At 46.8% G+C, this 19653-nt stretch carries 17 protein-coding genes; 13 read left to right on the top strand and 4 right to left on the bottom strand.

Translation table 11 applies throughout. The annotated features are described in order from the left end of the window. The first annotated feature begins 52 nt into the window (after positions 1-52). Positions 53-1429 (top strand): Trk system potassium transporter TrkA, encoded by a 1377-nt coding sequence (trkA, locus tag GZK95_RS00195; protein ID WP_075707108.1) that lies wholly within the window; start codon positions 53-55, stop codon positions 1427-1429. Positions 1430-1442: 13 nt separating this feature from the next. Beyond that, positions 1443-2888 (top strand): TrkH family potassium uptake protein, encoded by a 1446-nt coding sequence (locus tag GZK95_RS00190; RefSeq protein ID WP_075714841.1) that lies wholly within the window; start codon positions 1443-1445, stop codon positions 2886-2888. 18 nt (positions 2889-2906) lie between these two features. Here the strand turns inward: GZK95_RS00190 and trhA are convergent, their stop codons facing one another. Continuing rightward, positions 2907-3563: a PAQR family membrane homeostasis protein TrhA gene (gene trhA, locus GZK95_RS00185; protein WP_075707112.1), complete on the bottom strand. Its 657-nt coding sequence runs from the start codon at positions 3561-3563 to the stop codon at positions 2907-2909. 98 nt (positions 3564-3661) lie between these two features. Further along, positions 3662-4459 carry a sporulation protein gene (locus tag GZK95_RS00180; protein ID WP_075714843.1) on the bottom strand — a complete coding sequence of 266 codons (798 nt, stop codon included), beginning with the start codon at positions 4457-4459 and terminating at the stop codon, positions 3662-3664. A gap of 408 nt (positions 4460-4867) precedes the next feature. Between GZK95_RS00180 and GZK95_RS22060 the strand changes: the two genes are divergently transcribed. The 5 genes from GZK95_RS22060 to GZK95_RS00160 all read left to right on the top strand — a co-directional run bounded on the left by GZK95_RS22060 (position 4868) and on the right by GZK95_RS00160 (position 8900). Next, entirely contained in the window at positions 4868-5035 is a 168-nt protein-coding gene (locus tag GZK95_RS22060; protein WP_167369914.1) for a hypothetical protein, read from the top strand. A gap of 190 nt (positions 5036-5225) precedes the next feature. Next, entirely contained in the window at positions 5226-5492 is a 267-nt protein-coding gene (locus GZK95_RS00175) for a YihD family protein (protein WP_075707116.1), read from the top strand. 319 nt (positions 5493-5811) lie between these two features. After that, on the top strand, positions 5812-7230 hold the full coding sequence (gene ccoG, locus GZK95_RS00170) for a cytochrome c oxidase accessory protein CcoG (protein ID WP_075707118.1): 1419 nt from the start codon (positions 5812-5814) through the stop codon (positions 7228-7230). 53 nt (positions 7231-7283) lie between these two features. Then, the gene (locus tag GZK95_RS00165; protein ID WP_075707120.1) at positions 7284-8270 is read left to right on the top strand and encodes a serine/threonine protein kinase; all 987 of its coding nucleotides are present in this window, start codon (positions 7284-7286) and stop codon (positions 8268-8270) included. 27 nt (positions 8271-8297) lie between these two features. After that, the gene (locus GZK95_RS00160) at positions 8298-8900 is read left to right on the top strand and encodes a thiol:disulfide interchange protein DsbA/DsbL (protein ID WP_075707122.1); all 603 of its coding nucleotides are present in this window, start codon (positions 8298-8300) and stop codon (positions 8898-8900) included. A gap of 47 nt (positions 8901-8947) precedes the next feature. Here the strand turns inward: GZK95_RS00160 and GZK95_RS00155 are convergent, their stop codons facing one another. Further along, on the bottom strand, positions 8948-9883 hold the full coding sequence (locus GZK95_RS00155) for an acyltransferase (protein ID WP_075714845.1): 936 nt from the start codon (positions 9881-9883) through the stop codon (positions 8948-8950). A gap of 173 nt (positions 9884-10056) precedes the next feature. Here GZK95_RS00155 and GZK95_RS00150 point away from each other — a divergent pair, with 173 nt between their 5' ends. Next, positions 10057-11040 carry a DUF2860 domain-containing protein gene (locus GZK95_RS00150; RefSeq protein WP_075707126.1) on the top strand — a complete coding sequence of 328 codons (984 nt, stop codon included), beginning with the start codon at positions 10057-10059 and terminating at the stop codon, positions 11038-11040. A 53-nt stretch (positions 11041-11093) separates the two neighbouring features. Here the strand turns inward: GZK95_RS00150 and GZK95_RS00145 are convergent, their stop codons facing one another. Beyond that, positions 11094-12617: a YifB family Mg chelatase-like AAA ATPase gene (locus GZK95_RS00145; RefSeq protein WP_075714847.1), complete on the bottom strand. Its 1524-nt coding sequence runs from the start codon at positions 12615-12617 to the stop codon at positions 11094-11096. Between the two features lie 534 nt (positions 12618-13151). On the opposite strand from GZK95_RS00145, the gene ilvG reads away from it, so the two are divergent. From ilvG to ilvA, 5 genes are read left to right on the top strand one after another with little or no spacing between them, the layout of a single operon-like run. Then, entirely contained in the window at positions 13152-14798 is a 1647-nt protein-coding gene (gene ilvG / locus GZK95_RS00140; protein WP_075707130.1) for an acetolactate synthase 2 catalytic subunit, read from the top strand. A gap of 1 nt (position 14799) precedes the next feature. Next, positions 14800-15084, top strand: a complete 285-nt coding sequence (gene ilvM, locus GZK95_RS00135) for an acetolactate synthase 2 small subunit (RefSeq protein ID WP_075707132.1) — start codon at positions 14800-14802, stop codon at positions 15082-15084. Positions 15085-15096: 12 nt separating this feature from the next. Further along, the gene (ilvE, locus tag GZK95_RS00130; protein ID WP_075707134.1) at positions 15097-16041 is read left to right on the top strand and encodes a branched-chain-amino-acid transaminase; all 945 of its coding nucleotides are present in this window, start codon (positions 15097-15099) and stop codon (positions 16039-16041) included. Positions 16042-16055: 14 nt separating this feature from the next. Then, positions 16056-17897 carry a dihydroxy-acid dehydratase gene (gene ilvD / locus GZK95_RS00125; protein WP_075714849.1) on the top strand — a complete coding sequence of 614 codons (1842 nt, stop codon included), beginning with the start codon at positions 16056-16058 and terminating at the stop codon, positions 17895-17897. Between the two features lie 3 nt (positions 17898-17900). Beyond that, positions 17901-19451, top strand: a complete 1551-nt coding sequence (gene ilvA / locus GZK95_RS00120) for a threonine ammonia-lyase, biosynthetic (RefSeq protein ID WP_075707138.1) — start codon at positions 17901-17903, stop codon at positions 19449-19451. Positions 19452-19653: the final 202 nt, after the last annotated feature.

The following is a 19653-nucleotide window of genomic DNA, read 5'->3' as shown; positions in this document are numbered from 1 at the left end:
GCGATCGATGTTCATTGGCAGGGTATATCAGCAAACAAAATGAGATAAGAATATGAAAATCATCATTCTTGGCGCAGGTCAGGTTGGCGGTACGTTGGCAGAGAACCTCGTAGGGGAAAACAACGATATCACTATCGTCGATAAAGACAGTGACCGACTGCGCGAACTGCAAGATAAATATGATTTACGTGTTGTAAATGGTCATGCAAGTCATCCAGATGTACTTCGTGAAGCCGGCGCGCAAGATGCCGATATGCTCGTCGCAGTCACCAACACGGATGAAACCAACATGGCAGCCTGCCAAGTGGCGTTCTCTCTATTCAATACGCCAAACCGAATTGCTCGTATTCGTTCCCCTCAATATCTTGCTGAAAAAGAAGCCCTATTCCAATCAGGCGCTGTACCCGTTGATCACTTGATTGCCCCAGAAGAGTTAGTGACCAGCTATATTGAACGACTGATCCAATATCCAGGTGCACTGCAAGTAGTCAGTTTTGCCGAGCAGAAAGTTAGCCTCGTTGCAGTTAAAGCATACTATGGCGGTCCACTGGTTGGTAATGCACTCTCTGCTCTACGCGAGCATATGCCACATATCGATACCCGTGTTGCAGCTATTTTCCGCCAAGGTCGTCCAATTCGTCCGCAAGGTACTACCATCATCGAAGCGGATGATGAGGTGTTCTTTGTTGCCGCAAGTAACCATATTCGCTCAGTGATGAGTGAACTACAGCGCCTAGAAAAACCCTACCGCCGTATCATGATTGTTGGTGGGGGTAACATCGGGGCGAGCTTGGCAAAACGACTTGAACAAAACTACAGCGTTAAGCTGATCGAAAGAAACTTCCAACGTGCAGAACGTCTGTCAGAAGAGTTGGAAAACACCATTGTATTTTGCGGAGATGCCGCCGATCAGGAATTATTGACTGAAGAAAATATCGACCAAGTCGATGTGTTTATTGCTCTCACCAACGAAGATGAAACCAACATCATGTCTGCGATGCTAGCAAAACGCATGGGCGCTAAAAAGGTGATGGTATTAATCCAGCGTGGTGCTTATGTCGACCTAGTGCAAGGTGGCGCTATCGATGTGGCTATCTCACCACAGCAAGCTACGATTTCGGCATTGCTGACCCACGTTCGTCGTGCTGACATCGTCAATGTCTCCTCTCTGCGTCGCGGCGCAGCCGAAGCCATCGAAGCGATTGCTCATGGTGATGAGAACACCTCTAAAGTGGTGGGGCGTGCCATTGGGGATATCAAGTTACCACCAGGTACCACTATTGGTGCAATTGTTCGTGGTGATGAAGTGTTGATTGCCCATGACCGTACTGTCATTGAGCAAGATGATCACGTCGTGATGTTCTTGGTAGACAAAAAATACGTCCCTGACGTAGAAACACTCTTCCAACCGAGTCCATTCTTCCTCTAAGGCGTAATTTCACATGGTTAACTTTCGTCCCGTACTGTTCGTGATAGGGTTAGTACTGTCTAAACTCGCCCTATTTATGTACGTTCCCACCTTGGTGGCATTTTTCTCGGGTACCTCCGGCTTTATCGAGTTCGGTCAGTCATTACTGATTACCCACGCAGTGGCCTTTGCCTGTTTATCCATTGGTCGTACCGCTACTTTTAAACTTAGCGTACGCGATATGTTCTTAATCACCAGTTTGGTCTGGACCATCGCCAGTGCTTTTGCGGCACTGCCGTTTGTATTTATCAACCATATTAGTTTCACCGATGCGTACTTTGAGACGATGTCGGGAATCACGACGACTGGCTCTACCGTACTAAGCGGCTTGGATAATATGGCCCCTAGCATTTTGCTATGGCGATCCATTTTGCAGTGGTTGGGAGGTATTGGCTTTATCGTTATGGCGGTAGCGGTACTACCAATGCTCAACGTGGGTGGTATGAAACTATTCCAAACTGAGTCTTCTGACTGGTCAGATAAAAGTAGCCCGCGTGCCAAAACCGTGGCGAAAAATATCGTTTTGGTCTATCTCATCCTAACGCTGTTATGTATGTTGGGCTTCCTGCTGTCAGGCATGAACTTATTCGAGGCAATCAACCACTCATTTACCACCTTATCCACTGGCGGTTACTCAACCTCAGACAGTTCGATGAACAACTTCTCTCATGGTGCTCACTGGAACGCAACACTGTTTATGTTCCTTGGGGGGTTACCATTTTTGTTGTTTGTTTCTGCACTCACCAAACGCCGTGCCAGCATTTTACTCAAAGACGCTCAGGTGCGCGGTTTTGCCTACTTAGTGTTAGGGTCTGGCGTGGTAATCAGCAGTTGGTTAGTCGTGCAAGATGGTTACACTATTCTTGATGCAGTCCGAGTCTCACTGTTCAATATTGTCTCTGTCGTTACAACAACAGGCTTTGGCTTAGAGGATTTCACGGCTTGGGGCGCTTTGCCTGCCACCTTGTTTGCCTTCTTGTTAATGGTGGGGGCGTGCTCTGGTTCAACATCTGGAGGGATGAAAATCTTCCGTTTTCAGATCGCCATGACACTGCTCAACAAGCAGATAATGAAGTTAATTCACCCATCAGGTGTATTTATTCAGCGCTACAATCAGCGTCCTGTTAATGATGATATTGTCCGCTCAGTGGTCGCCTTCTGTCTAACTTACTTTATTACGATTATTTTTATCGCTGGTTGTTTGAGTGGTCTTGGCTTAGACCCTGTGACGAGCATATCAGGCTCGATTACAGCGGTGGCTAACGTCGGCCCAGGTATGGGAACCATCGTTGGACCGACAGGCAACTTTGCGCCACTACCCGATGCCGCGAAATGGATCTTAAGCTTTGGCATGTTAATGGGAAGATTGGAGATCCTTACTATCTTAGTACTGTTCTTCCCCGCTTTCTGGAAGCGCTAACTGACCAACTTAAGTTGGTCATACTGGCTGAACAAAGTAGTAGATCGCAAAGAAATGACAGGCGCATCCTGCCAGAACAAAACCATGCCAAATCGCATGATTGTACGGGATGCGCTTCGCGACATAGAAAATAACCCCCAGCGAGTAGATCAAGCCACCTACAGCCAGCAAAGTTAACCCTCCCCATGCTAGGTTCATCGCCAACTGATAGATCACCACTAACGATAACCATCCCATCATCAAATAAGTCACTAATGACAAACGTTTAAAACGATAGACGAACGCCAGCTTCATGATGATGCCAACCAAAGCAATACACCAAATCACGATCATCAGACCGATAGCTAATGGGGTGCGTAAACTCACCAACAAAAATGGGGTATAGCTGCCAGCTATCAGCAAATAAATCGCACAATGGTCAAAGGTTTTTAGTGCCCGCTTGGCGCGTTTATAAGGAATAGCATGATAGAGCGTAGAGGCAAGAAACAACAGGATGATACTGCTGCCATAAATACTCATGCTGGTAATAGTTAATGTGTCAGCATTGTGATCTGTCGCTTTGAGCAACAATAACACCAAACCAACAATGCCTAAGACCATGCCAATCGCATGGGTAATGGTGTTGGCGATTTCTTCTTTTACGCTATAAGCAGCGTTTTTGTCATCGTCAGACATAAGAGGCACTCGGGATTGGTAGCAATGAATCCCGAGTATGGCACATTAAGCTTACACGTGTAAGCTTAATGTGGTTAAAGTTTTGTCAGTTCGTCTCATTAGCAAGTGTTATCTAAATACTCAAGCACCTTCACCCCGGCATCACTTGGAGCCGTCGACAGTGGGATGGTCAATTCCCTTTTTAGCTGACCAACCCCGAGTAGTGATGCCAACATCCCTCTTGCGCCATCACGGTGTCTATCCACTTCAAACCACAGTTTGAGTTGTTGCTCTTCGCGATACGCGACCAGTTCAACTTCTCGCCATCGACCATGGTATGGGCCAGTAGTCGGCACAAATTCAAACTCTTGCACAAACGGCATCGAAAACCCTTCTACCGCTTCACATTCCACCTGACGAATGCGCATACCTTGTGCTTCCAAGGCAGACAAAATACCATCCATCAATGGGTCGGGACGTACCGTCAAGATATCGGTATCCGTCGGGTCTTTTGCCAACGCAATGTCTAGACCCGTATCTAACCAAACTTTAGAGTCACCAATTGTAATCGGCGTATTCCACGGCACATCAAGTTCAACATCAAAGTCGCGCGTTTCTCCGGGGTGGATGGTGAAGGCATAAGGCAAGTTCCACTTTGCCAACACATAGCTTTGTGGCGCACGGCGCTTATGGCTAGTCTGGTGTTGCGCCTTATCAGGATTCACGGGCACTTCTTTGATATAGCGACAGCACAGTTTGAGATCGATATTATCAATCGCTTGCTCGGTGGCACCACCATAGACATGAATGGTCACATTGACTTTTTGACCTGGGTAAAGCACTTCTTGCTGTAACACTGAATCAACTTGAGCGGATCCAATACCAAAACTGGCAAGGGTCTTCTTAAAAAACGACATCTAACTCCTCCTTGAAACACAACAAAGTCAAAGCAAACTGACTCTTTCAGTAGTTTAGTTGCTGCACCAGTCTCATCTCTATAGACCATCGCATATTATTTACTAGGCGGCTACCATGAACGATCAGCTTTTCGACAATTTCACCTCGGTTCTTGTTCACAAAAACGCCACAACATCGCCTATATCCCCTTAAAATGTAGTGACTTGTGCTGTTGTTAGACTGTTTACATATCGACCAACTTGCAGCTTGATGCTAACCTATTGGTGATATGGTTTTCATATCATAATCCCTATTCAACCATTTGGATTGGCGTAGGCCAGAAGAGCGGTTCTTCAGCATTGAAGTAAACTCATGGTTGATTAGGCCATTACATTGGCAATGGATATGCCTGACAGTTAGGTAAATAAATGCGCCCAACAACAGTCAGGTTTTCGCACACAAACCGTAGTGCAATGCGTCGTCGCAGTGGTTTTACCAAAGCGTATGTCGCACCAAAACTAACGCCAGCAATGACTTTGGTAGAGAAGAAAACCATTTTGGTGACTACTCCTAGCGAAGAAATTAAGGCGGCATAATTAAAAAGCGCAGAACACTGCGCTTTTTTCTTTCATCCAAACCACACAACGTTTTAATCACTAGAGATTGTGATTGCTATTCACCACATCGATTTGTTACCTTTGCAATCAATAATCACACACAAACAATCTGGCTTTGTTGCTCAGCAAGCGTAAATTGTTAAGACTATAAATATTGTGGAGAAAGTTAATGAATTGTCATCGCATCGAAGAACTGCTCGAATTGATCGGCCCTGAATGGCAAAAAGACCAAGAGATGAACTTAGTTGAGTTTATTGTCAAACTCGCTAACGAAGCAGGTTACCAAGGTAAACTGGAAGATCTCACCGATGATGTGCTGATCTACCACCTTAAAATGCGCAACAGCGAAAAAGATGAAATGATTCCTGGGCTGAAAAAAGACCAAGAAGATGACTTTAAAACCGCACTACTAAGAGCGCGTGGCATCATCAAGTAACCCCAAATCAATTTGTTAAGCAGCCAATGGCTGCTTTTTTGATACCAAAATGTTCTGTTAAATCTTCCACTTATAACCAAGCCGACTATTTTTCATCAATGTTATGACTGATAATTATTGTTAAAGGTTGATAGCGTTAAAGAAATAAAATTGTTATTACCTGTATACTTTCTCTTCTAATGAAAATTAGCAATGTCTGAAGTACTAAGCCTAGATACTATTCTAACGACACATTTTACTAGGCATAAAATAGCTACTTCAAAATTCAATATGAGCGCGACACTAGAAACAGCGCCATTGAAAGCCTAGAGGAAGCGTAATGAGTCAGGATAAGATCGACATTAAGGATGTGACTCCCAAAACTTTTAACCCCAAGACCCACAAAGGACAAGGCGATCGCTTTAACCCCAACAACCGAATCTATGTAAGAGAGAGCAAAGGTAAATTTCAAAAACTACGCCGCTATGGTGGCTGGTTTCTACTTATGCTGTTTGCCTTAGTGCCATGGATACCCTTTGGCGAGCGTCAAGCTATCTTGCTTGATATTGGCAACCAACAATTTAACTTCTTTGGTACCACGCTCTACCCACAAGACTTAACCTTACTCGCAACATTATTCGTGATCGCAGCCTTCGGGTTGTTCTTTATCACCACGTTTCTTGGACGGGTATGGTGCGGCTATCTATGCCCTCAAACAGTGTGGACATTCATCTACATTTGGTTTGAAGAAAAACTCGAAGGTAGCGCCAACAAACGACGTAAACAAGATTCGGGCAAACTAACGGCTGCGCTGATGATACGCAAAACCATCAAGCATATTGCTTGGGTTGCTATCGCGCTTGCCACAGGCTTTACCTTCGTTGGTTATTTCGTCCCCGTGCGCGAACTTGTGATCGACTTTTTCACCTTCAACGCCAGTTTTTGGCCTGTGTTTTGGGTGCTGTTTTTTACCGCGTGTACCTATGGCAATGCGGGGTGGATGCGTTCAATCGTCTGCATTCACATGTGTCCTTACGCGCGCTTCCAGTCCGCGATGTTTGACAAAGACACCTTTATCGTCGGCTACGATACTCAACGCGGTGAAGATCGAGGCCCTCGATCACGCAAAGCCGATCCCAAAGCCCTTGGCTTAGGTGATTGCATTGATTGCAACCTCTGCGTGCAAGTCTGTCCGACTGGGATTGATATCCGTGATGGTCTGCAATATGAGTGCATCAACTGTGGTGCCTGTATAGATGCCTGCGATCAAACCATGGTAAGAATGGGCTACGAAACAGGACTGATCAATTACACCACTGAACACCGACTTGCTGGGCACAAAACCAAAATTCTCCGGCCGAAACTGATTGGTTATGGCACCGTTCTATTGCTGATTGTTGGCTTGTTCTTTGCCCAAATTGCCACCGTCGATCCGGTTGGTATGAACGTATTACGCGACCGGAATCAGCTCTCTCGCGAAAATGTTGCTGGTGAGATAGAAAACACCTACACCCTAAAAATCATCAACAAAACCCAGCAGCCTCAAGAATACACCTTGAGTGTCTCGGGACTCAGTGATGTGTCATGGTACGGCAAGCAAACGGTTCAAGTCGCTCCTGGTGAAGTGCTGAACCTGCCAATGAGCCTAGGCGTCAATCCAGAAAATCTCAGCTCTCCTGTTTCAACAATTCAGTTTATACTGTCTGACAGTGAACAGTTTACCGTTACGGTAGAAAGTAGGTTTATCAAACAGTTATAGCCTAACTAACCAAGGATACGGAAAGGGCTCAGTAATGAGCCCTTTATTTATATATGTCAGATACAGCATTTAACTTTGAAGCGCTCACCCCAGATTTTATGTGGTATGCCCTCGAAAGCATCGGGGTGCGAGCAGAATCGGGATTTTTAGCCCTAAATAGTTATGAAAATCGCGTCTATCAGTTTACTGATGAAGAGCGCCAGCGTTATGTGGTGAAATTTTACCGCCCTGAACGTTGGAGCCGCGAGCAAATCCAAGAAGAGCATGACTTTACCCTAGAGCTCATCGACGCGGATATCCCCGTCGCACCTCCGTGTCGAATCAATGGCCATACTTTGCATGAACATCAAGGTTACTTATTTGCTCTGTTTGCCAGTGTTGGAGGTCGTCAATTTGAAGTGGACAACTTAGAGCAGCTGGAAGGCGTAGGTCGCTTCATGGGACGAATTCATAAAGTGGGGTCTCGCCAACCTTTTGCGCATCGTCCAACGATTAGCTTAGATGAATATCTCTATCAACCACGTAAAATCCTCCAACAATCGACATTTATCCCAATGCATTTAGAGAATGCCTTCTTTAATGACTTGGATATGTTAATTGGTCAAATCGAGCAGCATTGGCAAGCGCCAACACAAGTTTTACGCCTACATGGAGACTGTCACCCTGGCAATATTCTCTGGCGTGACGGACCGATGTTTGTCGATCTGGATGATGCTCGCAATGGTCCTGCCGTACAAGACCTCTGGATGCTGCTCAACGGTGATCGCGCCGATAAAATGATGCAACTCGATATCGTTCTTGAAGCGTACCAAGAGTTTAGCGACTTCAATATGAGCGAGTTGAAACTTATTGAGCCATTACGCGGTCTACGTATGGTGCACTATATGGCATGGTTAGCAAAAAGATGGCAGGATCCTGCATTTCCAATTGCCTTTCCTTGGTTTAATGATCCAAAGTACTGGGAAAGTCAGGTGCTGGCATTTAAAGAGCAGATTTCTGTGCTTAACGAACCACCACTATCACTGACGCCTCAATGGTAAGCAACGCAAACTTAGATGGAGAATATAATGAAAAAGCTGTTTGCACTATTTACAACCTTAGTACTGAGCTTTTCGGTTCAGGCAGCTAAATTTACCGAAGGTGACTACTACAAAGTACTCGACCTTGAGCCAGCGAAAAAGCCGGTTGTCACTGAGTTCTTCTCTTTTTACTGCCCACACTGTAATACTTTTGACCCAATTATTCGTCAGTTAAAGCAGCAATTACCAGAAGGCGTTAAGCTACAAAAAAACCACGTATCCTTCATGGGTGGTGCGATGGGCTTACCGATGAGCAAAGCATTCGCGACGATGATCGTGCTCAAGATTGAAGACAAAATGGCACCAATCATGTTTAACCGCATCCATAACATGCGCAAAGGTCCGAAGAATGTCGAAGAGATCCGTCAAATCTTCCTTGATGAAGGAGTCGATGCGAAAAAGTTTGATGCTGCCTACAATGGCTTTGCGGTGGACTCGATTGTTCGTCGAATGGACAAACAGTTCAACGACAGCGGTCTTGCGGGTGTTCCAGCAGTCATTGTGAACAACAAATACCTCGTTGAAGCGGGTTCAATCACCAGCATTGATGAGTACTTTGAGTTAGTGAACTATCTGTTGACTCTCAAATAACCCCATTAAGTAAAAAGGAGCTCTAGCAGCTCCTTTTTAGTCTCTACTCACAATGTATGGTTTGATTGCGTTGATGTCATTTCAGTCTCACTCTGGTGTGGTAAAGGCTGGTAAATTTTATCGAGTTTGGCATCTTTACCTTGCCACACATCATCAAGCCACAGCTGAAACTGTCGTTTGTACTTCTTATCGTTGAAGTAATCCCCTGTTACCCTCTCATCAACGGGCAGTAACTCAACATCCACCACAATCCGCTTCATTTTACCCATCAGCAGATCTTTAAACGGTTGAATGCGGTTATCAGGATAACCAATTGTCACATCAATAATGTGATCAAACTGCTCCCCCATTGCCGCCAAAGTGTACGCGATGCCACCTGATTTCGGCTGCAACAAGTACTGATAGCCAGCTTTGCTCTTAGCATGTTTCTCGGCAGTAAAACGAGTGCCTTCAACATAGTTTACTACCGTGGTTGGTGTGTGTTTAAACTTGGCACAAGAACGGCGTGTTGTGTGAAGGTCTTGCCCACGCTTCTCTGGGTTACGGAGCAAGTACTCCCGCGAGTAGCGACGCATAAATGGCATATCTAACGCCCAGCATGCCATGCCAATAAATGGAACGTAGAGTAGTTGCTGTTTGAGGAAAAATTTAGGCATCGGAATACTGTCTTTAAACACGCAGCACAACACCACAATATCAGTCCAACTACGATGGTTACTAATCAGCAAATACCACCCATCTTGGCTTAAACCTTCTACCCCCTTGATATCCCATTCGACATTATTAGTGACGCGTAAGATCACACCATTGATGGTTGCCCATAACCACATAATCTTATTTGCACTATAGGTTATCCAATGTCTGAAGATTTTAATTGGTAGTATCAATTTGAATAGTGCTAACAAACAGATAATTAGCGACATCAAAGCAGAGTTGATAAATACCAGTGATGCATTGATAAAAAAGAGTAAATACGCCAACATAATCAATCAGGTTAAAATTTGTACCGAATAACAATTTGATAGGCATTATACAAACCCACCCGTAGTTTGGAACAGCGACTCAATTGGTCAGATTTGTTGCTCACACTAGATTAACGCTTGCCGATTTTTCAACCAAGGACCAGGTGGGAAGTAACATACGATAACGAGGGATCATGGACGTTAAATATTCTCTACTTACGCTGGCACTCATCTCCAGCGCAAGCTTTGCTCAACTTTCTGAAAATGCTGGATTTTCTGGTGAGATATCTTTAAACGCTGGTTTTTTCTCCGTTGAGTCAAACCTTAATACTGATGATGATAATAAAAACCTCAAAGGTTTAAATCAAACCAACGACTCGGTTAGTGGTGGGCTCATCCTACCTCTTGGTAACCTCGCCTATACGTTTGGCAGCGATCTCAACCAGCAGTTCTATATGGGTACCTCCCGTGACGATATCGCCACTGGTACACTCGCTTTTGAAATGGGTTACAAATACCAATTGGCGTCAGGCATGATCATTGATGCCTCTTTTTTACCTACCATCATGTCCGGCGAAGTATGGGCCGATCCATTTCAAGCCCAAAACCGCCAAACCACCGATGAAGAAGGTAACGCATATCGCCTGAAGGTTGAAAACCTTGCTGGTAGCAAATTTTCTGTCGATATGGCATATGGAAACAGAGATGTTGAAAATGAACGCTCTGGCTATGAGTTCACCACGGATACAGCGCAGAGAGACAAACTGAGCCGCGATGCAGATACATTCTTCTTTCGAACCGACTACAAATACATGGTGGATAGAACCACGATGCTAAAACCACGCCTCTCTTTTATCAGCTCAGACGCTGATGGGGATGCCAATAGTTTTAAAGGCTACGGAGTGGAATTAAGCTACTTTAAGTTCCTAAATCGCCATCAGTTTGCCCTAACTGCCGGATTTGATACCCGTGAGTACGATGCTGAGAACCCAATCTTTAACGCGACCCGTGAAGATGATGAACTCAGCCTGTTTGCCGCTTACGAGTATGCGAACGTCATGGACTGGCAAGATTGGTCATTTATTTCATTCGCTGGCTTTGGTAGCACAGATTCAAACATCGACTTTTACGACAAAAATGAGCTAATCATGTCTGTCGGTATGAACTACCAGTTTTAATCTGCCACACGGAATCATAAAACCCACCGAGTAAGGTGGGTTTGCTGAGAGCTTTACACCGCTTGCGCATGTAAATGCTTCAACAAGCGATCCATCGCGCGGTAACCTAAAGCCTCAGCAAGATGACTGCGAGTAATCTGCGCCTCTCCCGCAAGATCAGCGATAGTGCGTGCGACCTTTATGATGCGATGATAGGCACGAATCGAGAGGCCGAGTCGATGCAATGCCTGCTCTAAAAACTGCGCATCAGCGCTTTGTAAATGGCAGTCGCGCTCTATTTCACGACTCTCCAGTAAAGCATTCGCCTTACCACTACGAGCTAACATAATCTCCCGCGCATGTAGCACACGCTGCTTAACGATTGGCGTGCTTTCCCCCCGATCTCCTCCCGCTGCCAACGTCCCTTTTGGCAGCGATGGAATCTCGATCGACATGTCGAAACGATCTAATAAAGGCCCTGACAAACGACTCACGTAACGCAGTGCCGCTTGAGGGTTTCCTTGCGAGTGGCTCGCATCATAATGACCCGAAGGGCTTGGGTTAAGAGCACCAATCAATTGAAAACGCGCTGGAAAACGGACTTTCCCCTGTGCTCGCGAAATAATGATTTCCCCTGACTCCAAGGGTTCACGGAGCGCATCCAATACCTTACGCTCAAATTCCGGCATTTCATCAAGAAACAATAAGCCATTGTGTGCTAACGATATCTCACCAGGTCTCGGGATAGACCCGCCGCCCACCAAAGCAGCCATAGAGCTTGAGTGATGGGGAGCGCGAAAAGGACGTAACTTCCAATTGTGCTGATTGATCTCCTGCTGTGTTAGCGAAGCAACAGACGCCGACTCCATCGCTTCTGCATCGGACATCTCTGGCAACAAGTCACTTAAACGCGAGGCGAGCATGGTTTTTCCTGTACCTGGTGGCCCAAGAAACAACAAGTTATGATGCCCGGCAGCAGCAATTTCAAGCGCACGCTTACCTTGCTGCTGACCAATAATATCCTGCAAATCACGACCGGAGTTTACCGGGGATTTCTCCACATCACTTTGGTGCAATTGCAGTGTTTGTTGACCACACAAGTCCGCACAAACCGCGACTAAGCTCTCCGCAGATTTATGCACTTCTCTCCCAACTAATGCTGCTTGATCACCATTCACTCTCGGGACCACTAAACGACGACCTTGGTTTTGCACTGTCAACGCCGCAGGTAGTACCCCTTTTACTGCCCGTAACTCTCCCGACAAAGCGAGCTCGCCGATAAACTCCTGATCTTGTAGCGCGTTAAGTGGCACTTGCTGTGAAGCTGCCAAAATGCCCAGCGCGATCGGCAAATCAAATCGCCCTCCCTCCTTGGGTAAGTCTGCCGGCGCAAGGTTCACGGTAATGCGTTTAGCAGGAAACTCAAATCGAGAGTTAATAATTGCGCTCCTCACTCGATCACGAGACTCTTTCACCGTGGTCTCCGGTAACCCCACTAACGCAAACCCCGGCATGCCGTTGCTAATATGCACTTCCACCGTCACCAATGGCGCTTCAACACCTACAGATGCTCGGCTATACACCACCGCTAACCCCATAATTTTCCTTATTCACTCAACCAATTCAAACGCTCATTTTTATAGCGTTATTGTTATATAGCGTGGCGAGTTGCTGAGATAATGTGAAAAAAGAATGAGTTTTTGCTTGTCAATTAACGGAAATATGTGATACCACTAGAGATGCAAACTTAGACGTAACATATTACGCAAACACAACAACGAAGAAATTAGAATGAACTTGAACGCCCGCTTACATTCACTGATTGCCCTGATTATCGTGGTCATTATCGGATCGCGCGGGGTCTAGTGGGCGAAAGAAAGCCAAGAATTAGATAAACCCCCGCACTGAAAGGTTCGGGGGTTTTTTTACAATCATTTTGACTATTTTTATGCAGTGCAGACAGCAACTATATCAATCAAAGCAAGTCGTTAACGCTTGCTCTGACGGGTAAGAATTATAAAGCAATCTCTTGGCTTGAAAGGCTTCAGCTAAGCGACGACAGGAAGAATGGGAGTGCACATGAAGTGCAAACAATACAAGGAATGCTATTTCGGTAGCGCAGGAGGCGGACAATGACAGGTGCAGAATTAGTCGTTGCCGCATTACAGCAACAAGGCATCAAGACGGTTTTTGGTTACCCAGGAGGGGCCATCATGCCCATCTACGATGCACTCTATGACGGTGGGGTTGAACACATCCTTTGTCGTCATGAACAAGGTGCTGCCATGGCTGCAATTGGTATGGCACGTTCCACTCAGCAAGTCGCAGTATGCATGGCGACATCAGGGCCAGGAGCCACAAATTTAGTGACCGGTCTTGCTGATGCATTTATGGACTCCATACCACTTGTTGCCATCACTGGGCAGGTCGCTAGCTCACACATAGGTACCGATGCATTTCAGGAAATGGATGTGATCGGAATGTCACTCTCCTGTACCAAACATAGCTATCTCGTTACTGACATCAACGAACTCGCACCAACAATGGCTGAAGCGTTTGAAGTTGCAAAAACTGGGCGTCCCGGTCCTGTGATTGTCGATATCGCCAAAGATGTCCAGCTTGCCCAAGCCCCCGTTACCGATTTACCACCCTTTACACCACCAGCCATGCCGGTAGCCAGTGCCGAAGCGATTGCCAAAGCGCAACAACTACTCGCGCAAAGCTCACGCCCAGTATTGTATGTCGGTGGTGGTGTACAACTTGGCAATGCGACCCAATCCGTACGCGAGTTTCTGCGTCTTAACCCAATGCCAGCGGTCAGCACCTTAAAAGGTTTGGGTACTATCGAGCGCCATGACCCACACTACCTAGGTATGTTGGGAATGCACGGCACTAAAGCAGCCAACTTAGTGGTTCAAGAGTGTGACTTGTTGATTGCGGTTGGTGCGCGTTTTGATGACCGCGTGACAGGTAAACTCGATACCTTCGCTCCAACAGCAAAAATTATCCACATTGATATTGATGCCGCAGAAATCCATAAACTGCGTCATGCTCATGCGCCGCTACGCGGCGAAATCAACACAGTTTTGCCGCAACTTGAACTGACTCAAGATATCACGCCTTGGGTCAAACACAGTGAAAGCTTGCGCAGTGGTTTTAAGTGGCGCTATGACCACCCTGGCGAACTTATTTTTGCACCGGGCCTTCTAAAGCAACTATCAGATTTAATGCCTGACAGCTCGATAGTTTCCACCGATGTCGGCCAACATCAAATGTGGGCAGCCCAGCATATCCAGCCGCGTGAACCACAAAACTTCATCACTTCGGCAGGCCTTGGCACCATGGGTTTTGGCTTACCCGCAGCCATGGGAGCAGCCGTTGCTCGGCCAAATGATCAGTCGATTCTCATCACTGGCGATGGCTCGTTTATGATGAACGTACAAGAACTTGGCACACTTAAGCGTCGCCAAATTCCGGTCAAAATTGTTCTCCTTAACAACCAACGCTTAGGCATGGTTCGTCAGTGGCAGTCACTGTTTTTTGATGGTCGCCACAGTGAAACCATTTTAGATGACAACCCTGATTTTGTTGCGCTTGCCAAAGCGTTTGATATTCCGGGAAAAACCATTACCACCAAACAAGAAGTCGAGCCCGCTTTAAAGGAAATGTTAGCGAGCAAAACCGCATACTTACTGCATGTATTAATTGATGAAGAAGAGAACGTATGGCCGCTAGTTCCACCAGGCGCGTCGAATAGTGAAATGCTGGAGAACACATAAAATGGAAAGATATTTACTCGATATAAAAGCGGACGATAAACCTGTTTTATTAGAGCGTGTTCTCCGTGTGATTCGCCATCGTGGCTTCATCATTAAGCAAGTGGCAGCGACACAAAACCATGCCAGTCATGTGGCGAGTGTCGAAATCATTGTAGATAGCGATCGTCCTATCTCATTTATTACCAATCAAATTGAAAAACTCTGGGATGTTCGCACTGTTGACGTCACTCAAATCGCCCGTGATGAACTACCAAACAACAACCTCCAACAAAAAATCTGTGCATAAGGAAGGCAAGCAATGGCTACAAGAACAGCAGACTATATTTGGTTTAATGGTGAAATGGTTCCATGGGCTGAGGCGAAGGTTCACGTTCTCACTCACGCAATGCATTACGGTACGTCAGTCTTTGAAGGGGTACGCTGCTACAACACCCCCAATGGTCCTATTATCTTCCGTCATCGCGAACATGCACAACGGCTAAAGGACTCAGCAAAAATTTATCGCTTCCCTATCCCTTACTCTGTTGAGCAGATCATGGAAGCAACTCGCGAAACATTGCGCCAAAACAAGCTCGATAATGCTTACATCCGCCCACTTGCCTATGTAGGTAATGTTGGTCTTGGTGTCTGCCCACCAGCAGGCACGGAAATGGATCTTATGATTGCGGCTTTCCCTTGGGGATCGTACCTTGGTGAAGAAGCCCTAGAAAATGGCGTTGCTGCGATGATTTCAAGCTGGAACCGTTCAGCACCCAATACCATTCCTACCGCCGCAAAAGCGGGCGGGAATTACCTGTCATCTTTATTAGTGGGAGGCGAAGCTCGCCGCCATGGCTATGCGGAAGGCATTGCTCTTAGCGTTGATGGGTACTTATCTGAAGGCGCGGGTGAGAACATTTTTGTTGTCAAAGACGGCGTGCTATCTACACCACCAGCAACCAGCGCCATCCTGCCGGGCATCACTCGTGACTCCATCATGACACTCGCTCGTGAAATGGGCTACGAAGTGCGCGAAGCAAACATTGCTCGTGAAGCTCTGTACCTTGCTGATGAAATCTTTATGACAGGTACCGCAGCAGAAGTCGTTCCCGTCAGTACCGTTGACCAAATCGAAATCGGCACGGGTAAGCGCGGCCCAATCACCAAACAGATTCAAGAAGCCTACTTTGGTCTGTTTAACGGCACCACGGAAGATAAATGGGGATGGCTTGATTATGTCTACCCGCAAGATACAGCCAAGTAGTAGAGGAAAAGGATATGCCTAAATACCGATCGGCCACCACCACCCATGGACGTAATATGGCTGGCGCACGCGCATTGTGGCGTGCCACCGGGGTGAAAGAAGAAGACTTCGGAAAGCCGATTATTGCCGTTGTAAACTCATTTACTCAGTTTGTACCGGGACACGTCCACCTTAAAGATCTTGGGCAACTGGTCGCGGCTGAAATTGAGCAAGCGGGCGGCATTGCTAAAGAGTTTAATACCATCGCCGTTGATGATGGCATCGCCATGGGACATGGAGGTATGCTTTATTCGCTACCGTCTCGTGAGTTGATCGCTGACTCTGTTGAATACATGGTCAATGCGCACTGTGCTGATGCGATGGTGTGTATCTCCAACTGTGACAAAATCACCCCGGGAATGTTGATGGCGTCGATGCGCCTTAATATCCCAGTTATTTTTGTTTCTGGCGGCCCAATGGAAGCCGGTAAAACCAAGCTTTCCGATCAAATCATTAAGCTTGACCTCGTTGATGCCATGATTCAGGGTGCCGATCCTAATGTTTCAGACGAACAAAGTGAGCAAATTGAGCGTTCCGCTTGCCCAACCTGTGGCTCATGTTCAGGGATGTTTACGGCCAACTCGATGAACTGTCTCACCGAAGCGCTGGGCTTATCTCAACCGGGTAATGGCTCACTGCTTGCCACGCACGCAGATCGCAAAGAATTGTTTATTAATGCAGGCAAACGCATCGTTGAACTCACTAAACGTTACTATGAGCAAGATGATGACACTGCACTACCGCGTAATATCGCAACTAAGCAAGCATTCGAAAACGCGATGGCGCTCGATATTGCCATGGGTGGTTCAACCAATACGGTTCTGCACTTACTCGCCGCGGCACAAGAAGGTGACGTCGATTTTGATATGACCGATATCGATCGCATGTCACGTCAGGTTCCTCACTTATGTAAGGTTGCCCCTTCCACCCAGAAGTACCATATGGAAGATGTGCATCGAGCCGGTGGTGTGGTCGGCATCTTGGGTGAACTGGATCGTGCGGGTCTCCTTCATAATCAAGCGAAAACCGTATTAGGCTTAACTTGGGAAGAACAACTGGCTCAATTTGACATCATGTTAACCGACTCTGAGGAAGTAAAATCTTTCTACCGAGCAGGGCCGGCTGGCATTCGCACCACTCAAGCATTCTCACAAGATTGCCGCTGGGATTCGCTCGACAATGACCGTGCTGATGGGTGTATTCGCACCAAAGAAAATGCCTTTAGCCAAGATGGCGGTTTGGCGGTACTTAGAGGCAACATTGCCCTTGATGGCTGTATTGTTAAAACTGCGGGGGTGGATGAAAGCATCCTCAAATTCACCGGACCTGCAGTCGTGTTTGAGAGCCAAGAAGACGCAGTAGAAGGGATTCTTGGTGGTAAAGTCAAAGCCGGTGACGTAGTAGTAATTCGCTACGAAGGCCCTAAGGGCGGTCCAGGTATGCAAGAGATGCTTTACCCAACAACTTACCTCAAATCGATGGGACTCGGCAAAGAGTGCGCTCTGTTAACGGATGGTCGTTTCTCTGGTGGTACTTCGGGTTTATCCATTGGTCACGCATCACCAGAAGCGGCAAATGGCGGAGCGATTGGCTTGGTACGTCAGGGCGACACTATCGCGATAGACATTCCAAACCGCACCATTTGCCTCGACATATCGGAACAAGAGCTGGCTGAACGTCGCGTGGAACAAGATAAGCTTGGTTGGAAACCTGTTGCCCGTGAGCGCCAAGTTTCGTTGGCCTTAAAAGCGTACGCCAGCATGGCGACCAGTGCCGATAAAGGTGCCGTGCGCGACAAGAGTAAGCTTGAGGGGTAAACCATGAGTGACTCCTCAACCCTGAAACCTTTGCAATCTGGCGCAGACTATCTGCGCCAAGTGTTGCGCGCGCCAGTCTATGAAGTCGCTATCGTCACGCCCTTACAAGCGATGCCGAGGCTTTCCGCTCGAATTGGCAACCAGGTACAGCTCAAGCGAGAAGACCGCCAACCCGTTCATTCGTTCAAACTGCGTGGTGCCTACAACATGGTATCTAGCCTTAGCGAAGGTCAAAAAGCCGCTGGGGTTATTGCTGCCTCTGCAGGCAACCATGCTCAAGGTATGGCGCTATCTGGCACCAAGTTGGGGATCAAAACCACCATTGTGATGCCTAAAACCACCCCAGATATTAAAGTAGAAGCTGTTAGAGGCTTTGGTGGCAACGTAGTACTTCATGGCAACAACTTCGATGAAGCAAAAACCGAAGCTGAACGTCTTTCCGACGAGTACGGTTATACCTTTGTCCCGCCTTTTGACCACCCACTGGTGATCGCTGGTCAAGGTACTATTGGGATGGAGATGCTGCAGCAAAATGGTCACCTCGACTACATTTTTGTCCCTGTCGGTGGCGGCGGCCTCGCAGCGGGTGTTGCGGTACTGGTGAAACAGTTAATGCCTGAAATCAAGGTGATCGCGGTAGAGCCAGAGGACTCCGCCTGCCTCAAAGCCGCGCTTGATGCAGGTGAGCCCGTCGTAATCGATCAAGTCAGTATGTTTGCAGATGGCGTTGCCGTTAAGCGAATTGGTGAAGAAACCTTCCGCCTATGTGATAAATATCTCGATGGTCATGTCACCGTTTCCAGCGATGAAATCTGCTCGGCGGTCAAAGATATTTTTGAAGACACTCGTGCAATTGCTGAGCCTTCAGGAGCATTGGCATTAGCAGGTTTGAAAAAGTTTGCTGAGCAACACCAGTTGCGTGGCAAACAGCTTGGAACCGTACTCTCCGGTGCTAACACCAACTTCCACGGCTTGCGTTATGTTTCTGAGCGCTGTGAATTAGGTGAAAAACGCGAAGGTCTGCTTGCGGTGACCATTCCAGAACGACAAGGGGCATTTTTTGAGTTCTGTAACTTAATTGGTGGCCGAGCCGTTACCGAGTTTAACTATCGCTATACTGATGATGACTTAGCCAATATTTTTGTTGGTGTCCGTATCAACGGTGGACAGGAAGAGCTGGAGCAAATAATCCAAGACTTACGTTCGGGTGGTTATCCAGTGGTCGATCTATCGGATGATGAAATGGCAAAACTTCACGTGCGCTATATGATCGGTGGCAAACCCTCTAAACCACTCAAAGAGCGCTTGTATAGCTTCGAGTTTCCAGAATATCCCGGAGCATTGCTAAAGTTCTTAAGTACACTAGGGACCCACTGGAACATCAGCCTCTTTAACTATCGTAACCACGGTGCAGATTATGGGCGTGTGTTATGTGGTTTTGAGCTGGATGATAGCGACTTAGCCCGCTTCTCTGCCCATCTACGTGAACTTGGCTATCAGTGCAAGGATGAGACTGACAACCCTTCTTATCAGTTCTTCCTCTCTTCACCATAATGCTCACCAACAGCCACTAAGACATCGTATCCATGATCGATGACTCACTATCGACATAAAGCCAGCGGAAACGCTGGCTTTATACATTGCTAACCGCGATTAAGTATATGCTTAACAAGTTGATCTTTAGTAATAAATGCATTGATTGCATAGATTAAATGCTAAAGTTTCATTATTGTCATAGCCGTAACCCGACTACACT

It is taken from the genome of Vibrio panuliri (genome assembly GCF_009938205.1).
GTDB lineage: Bacteria > Pseudomonadota > Gammaproteobacteria > Enterobacterales > Vibrionaceae > Vibrio > Vibrio panuliri.
Note: the sequence above shows the minus strand (reverse complement) of the source record. Positions and strands in the feature narration are given on the sequence as shown.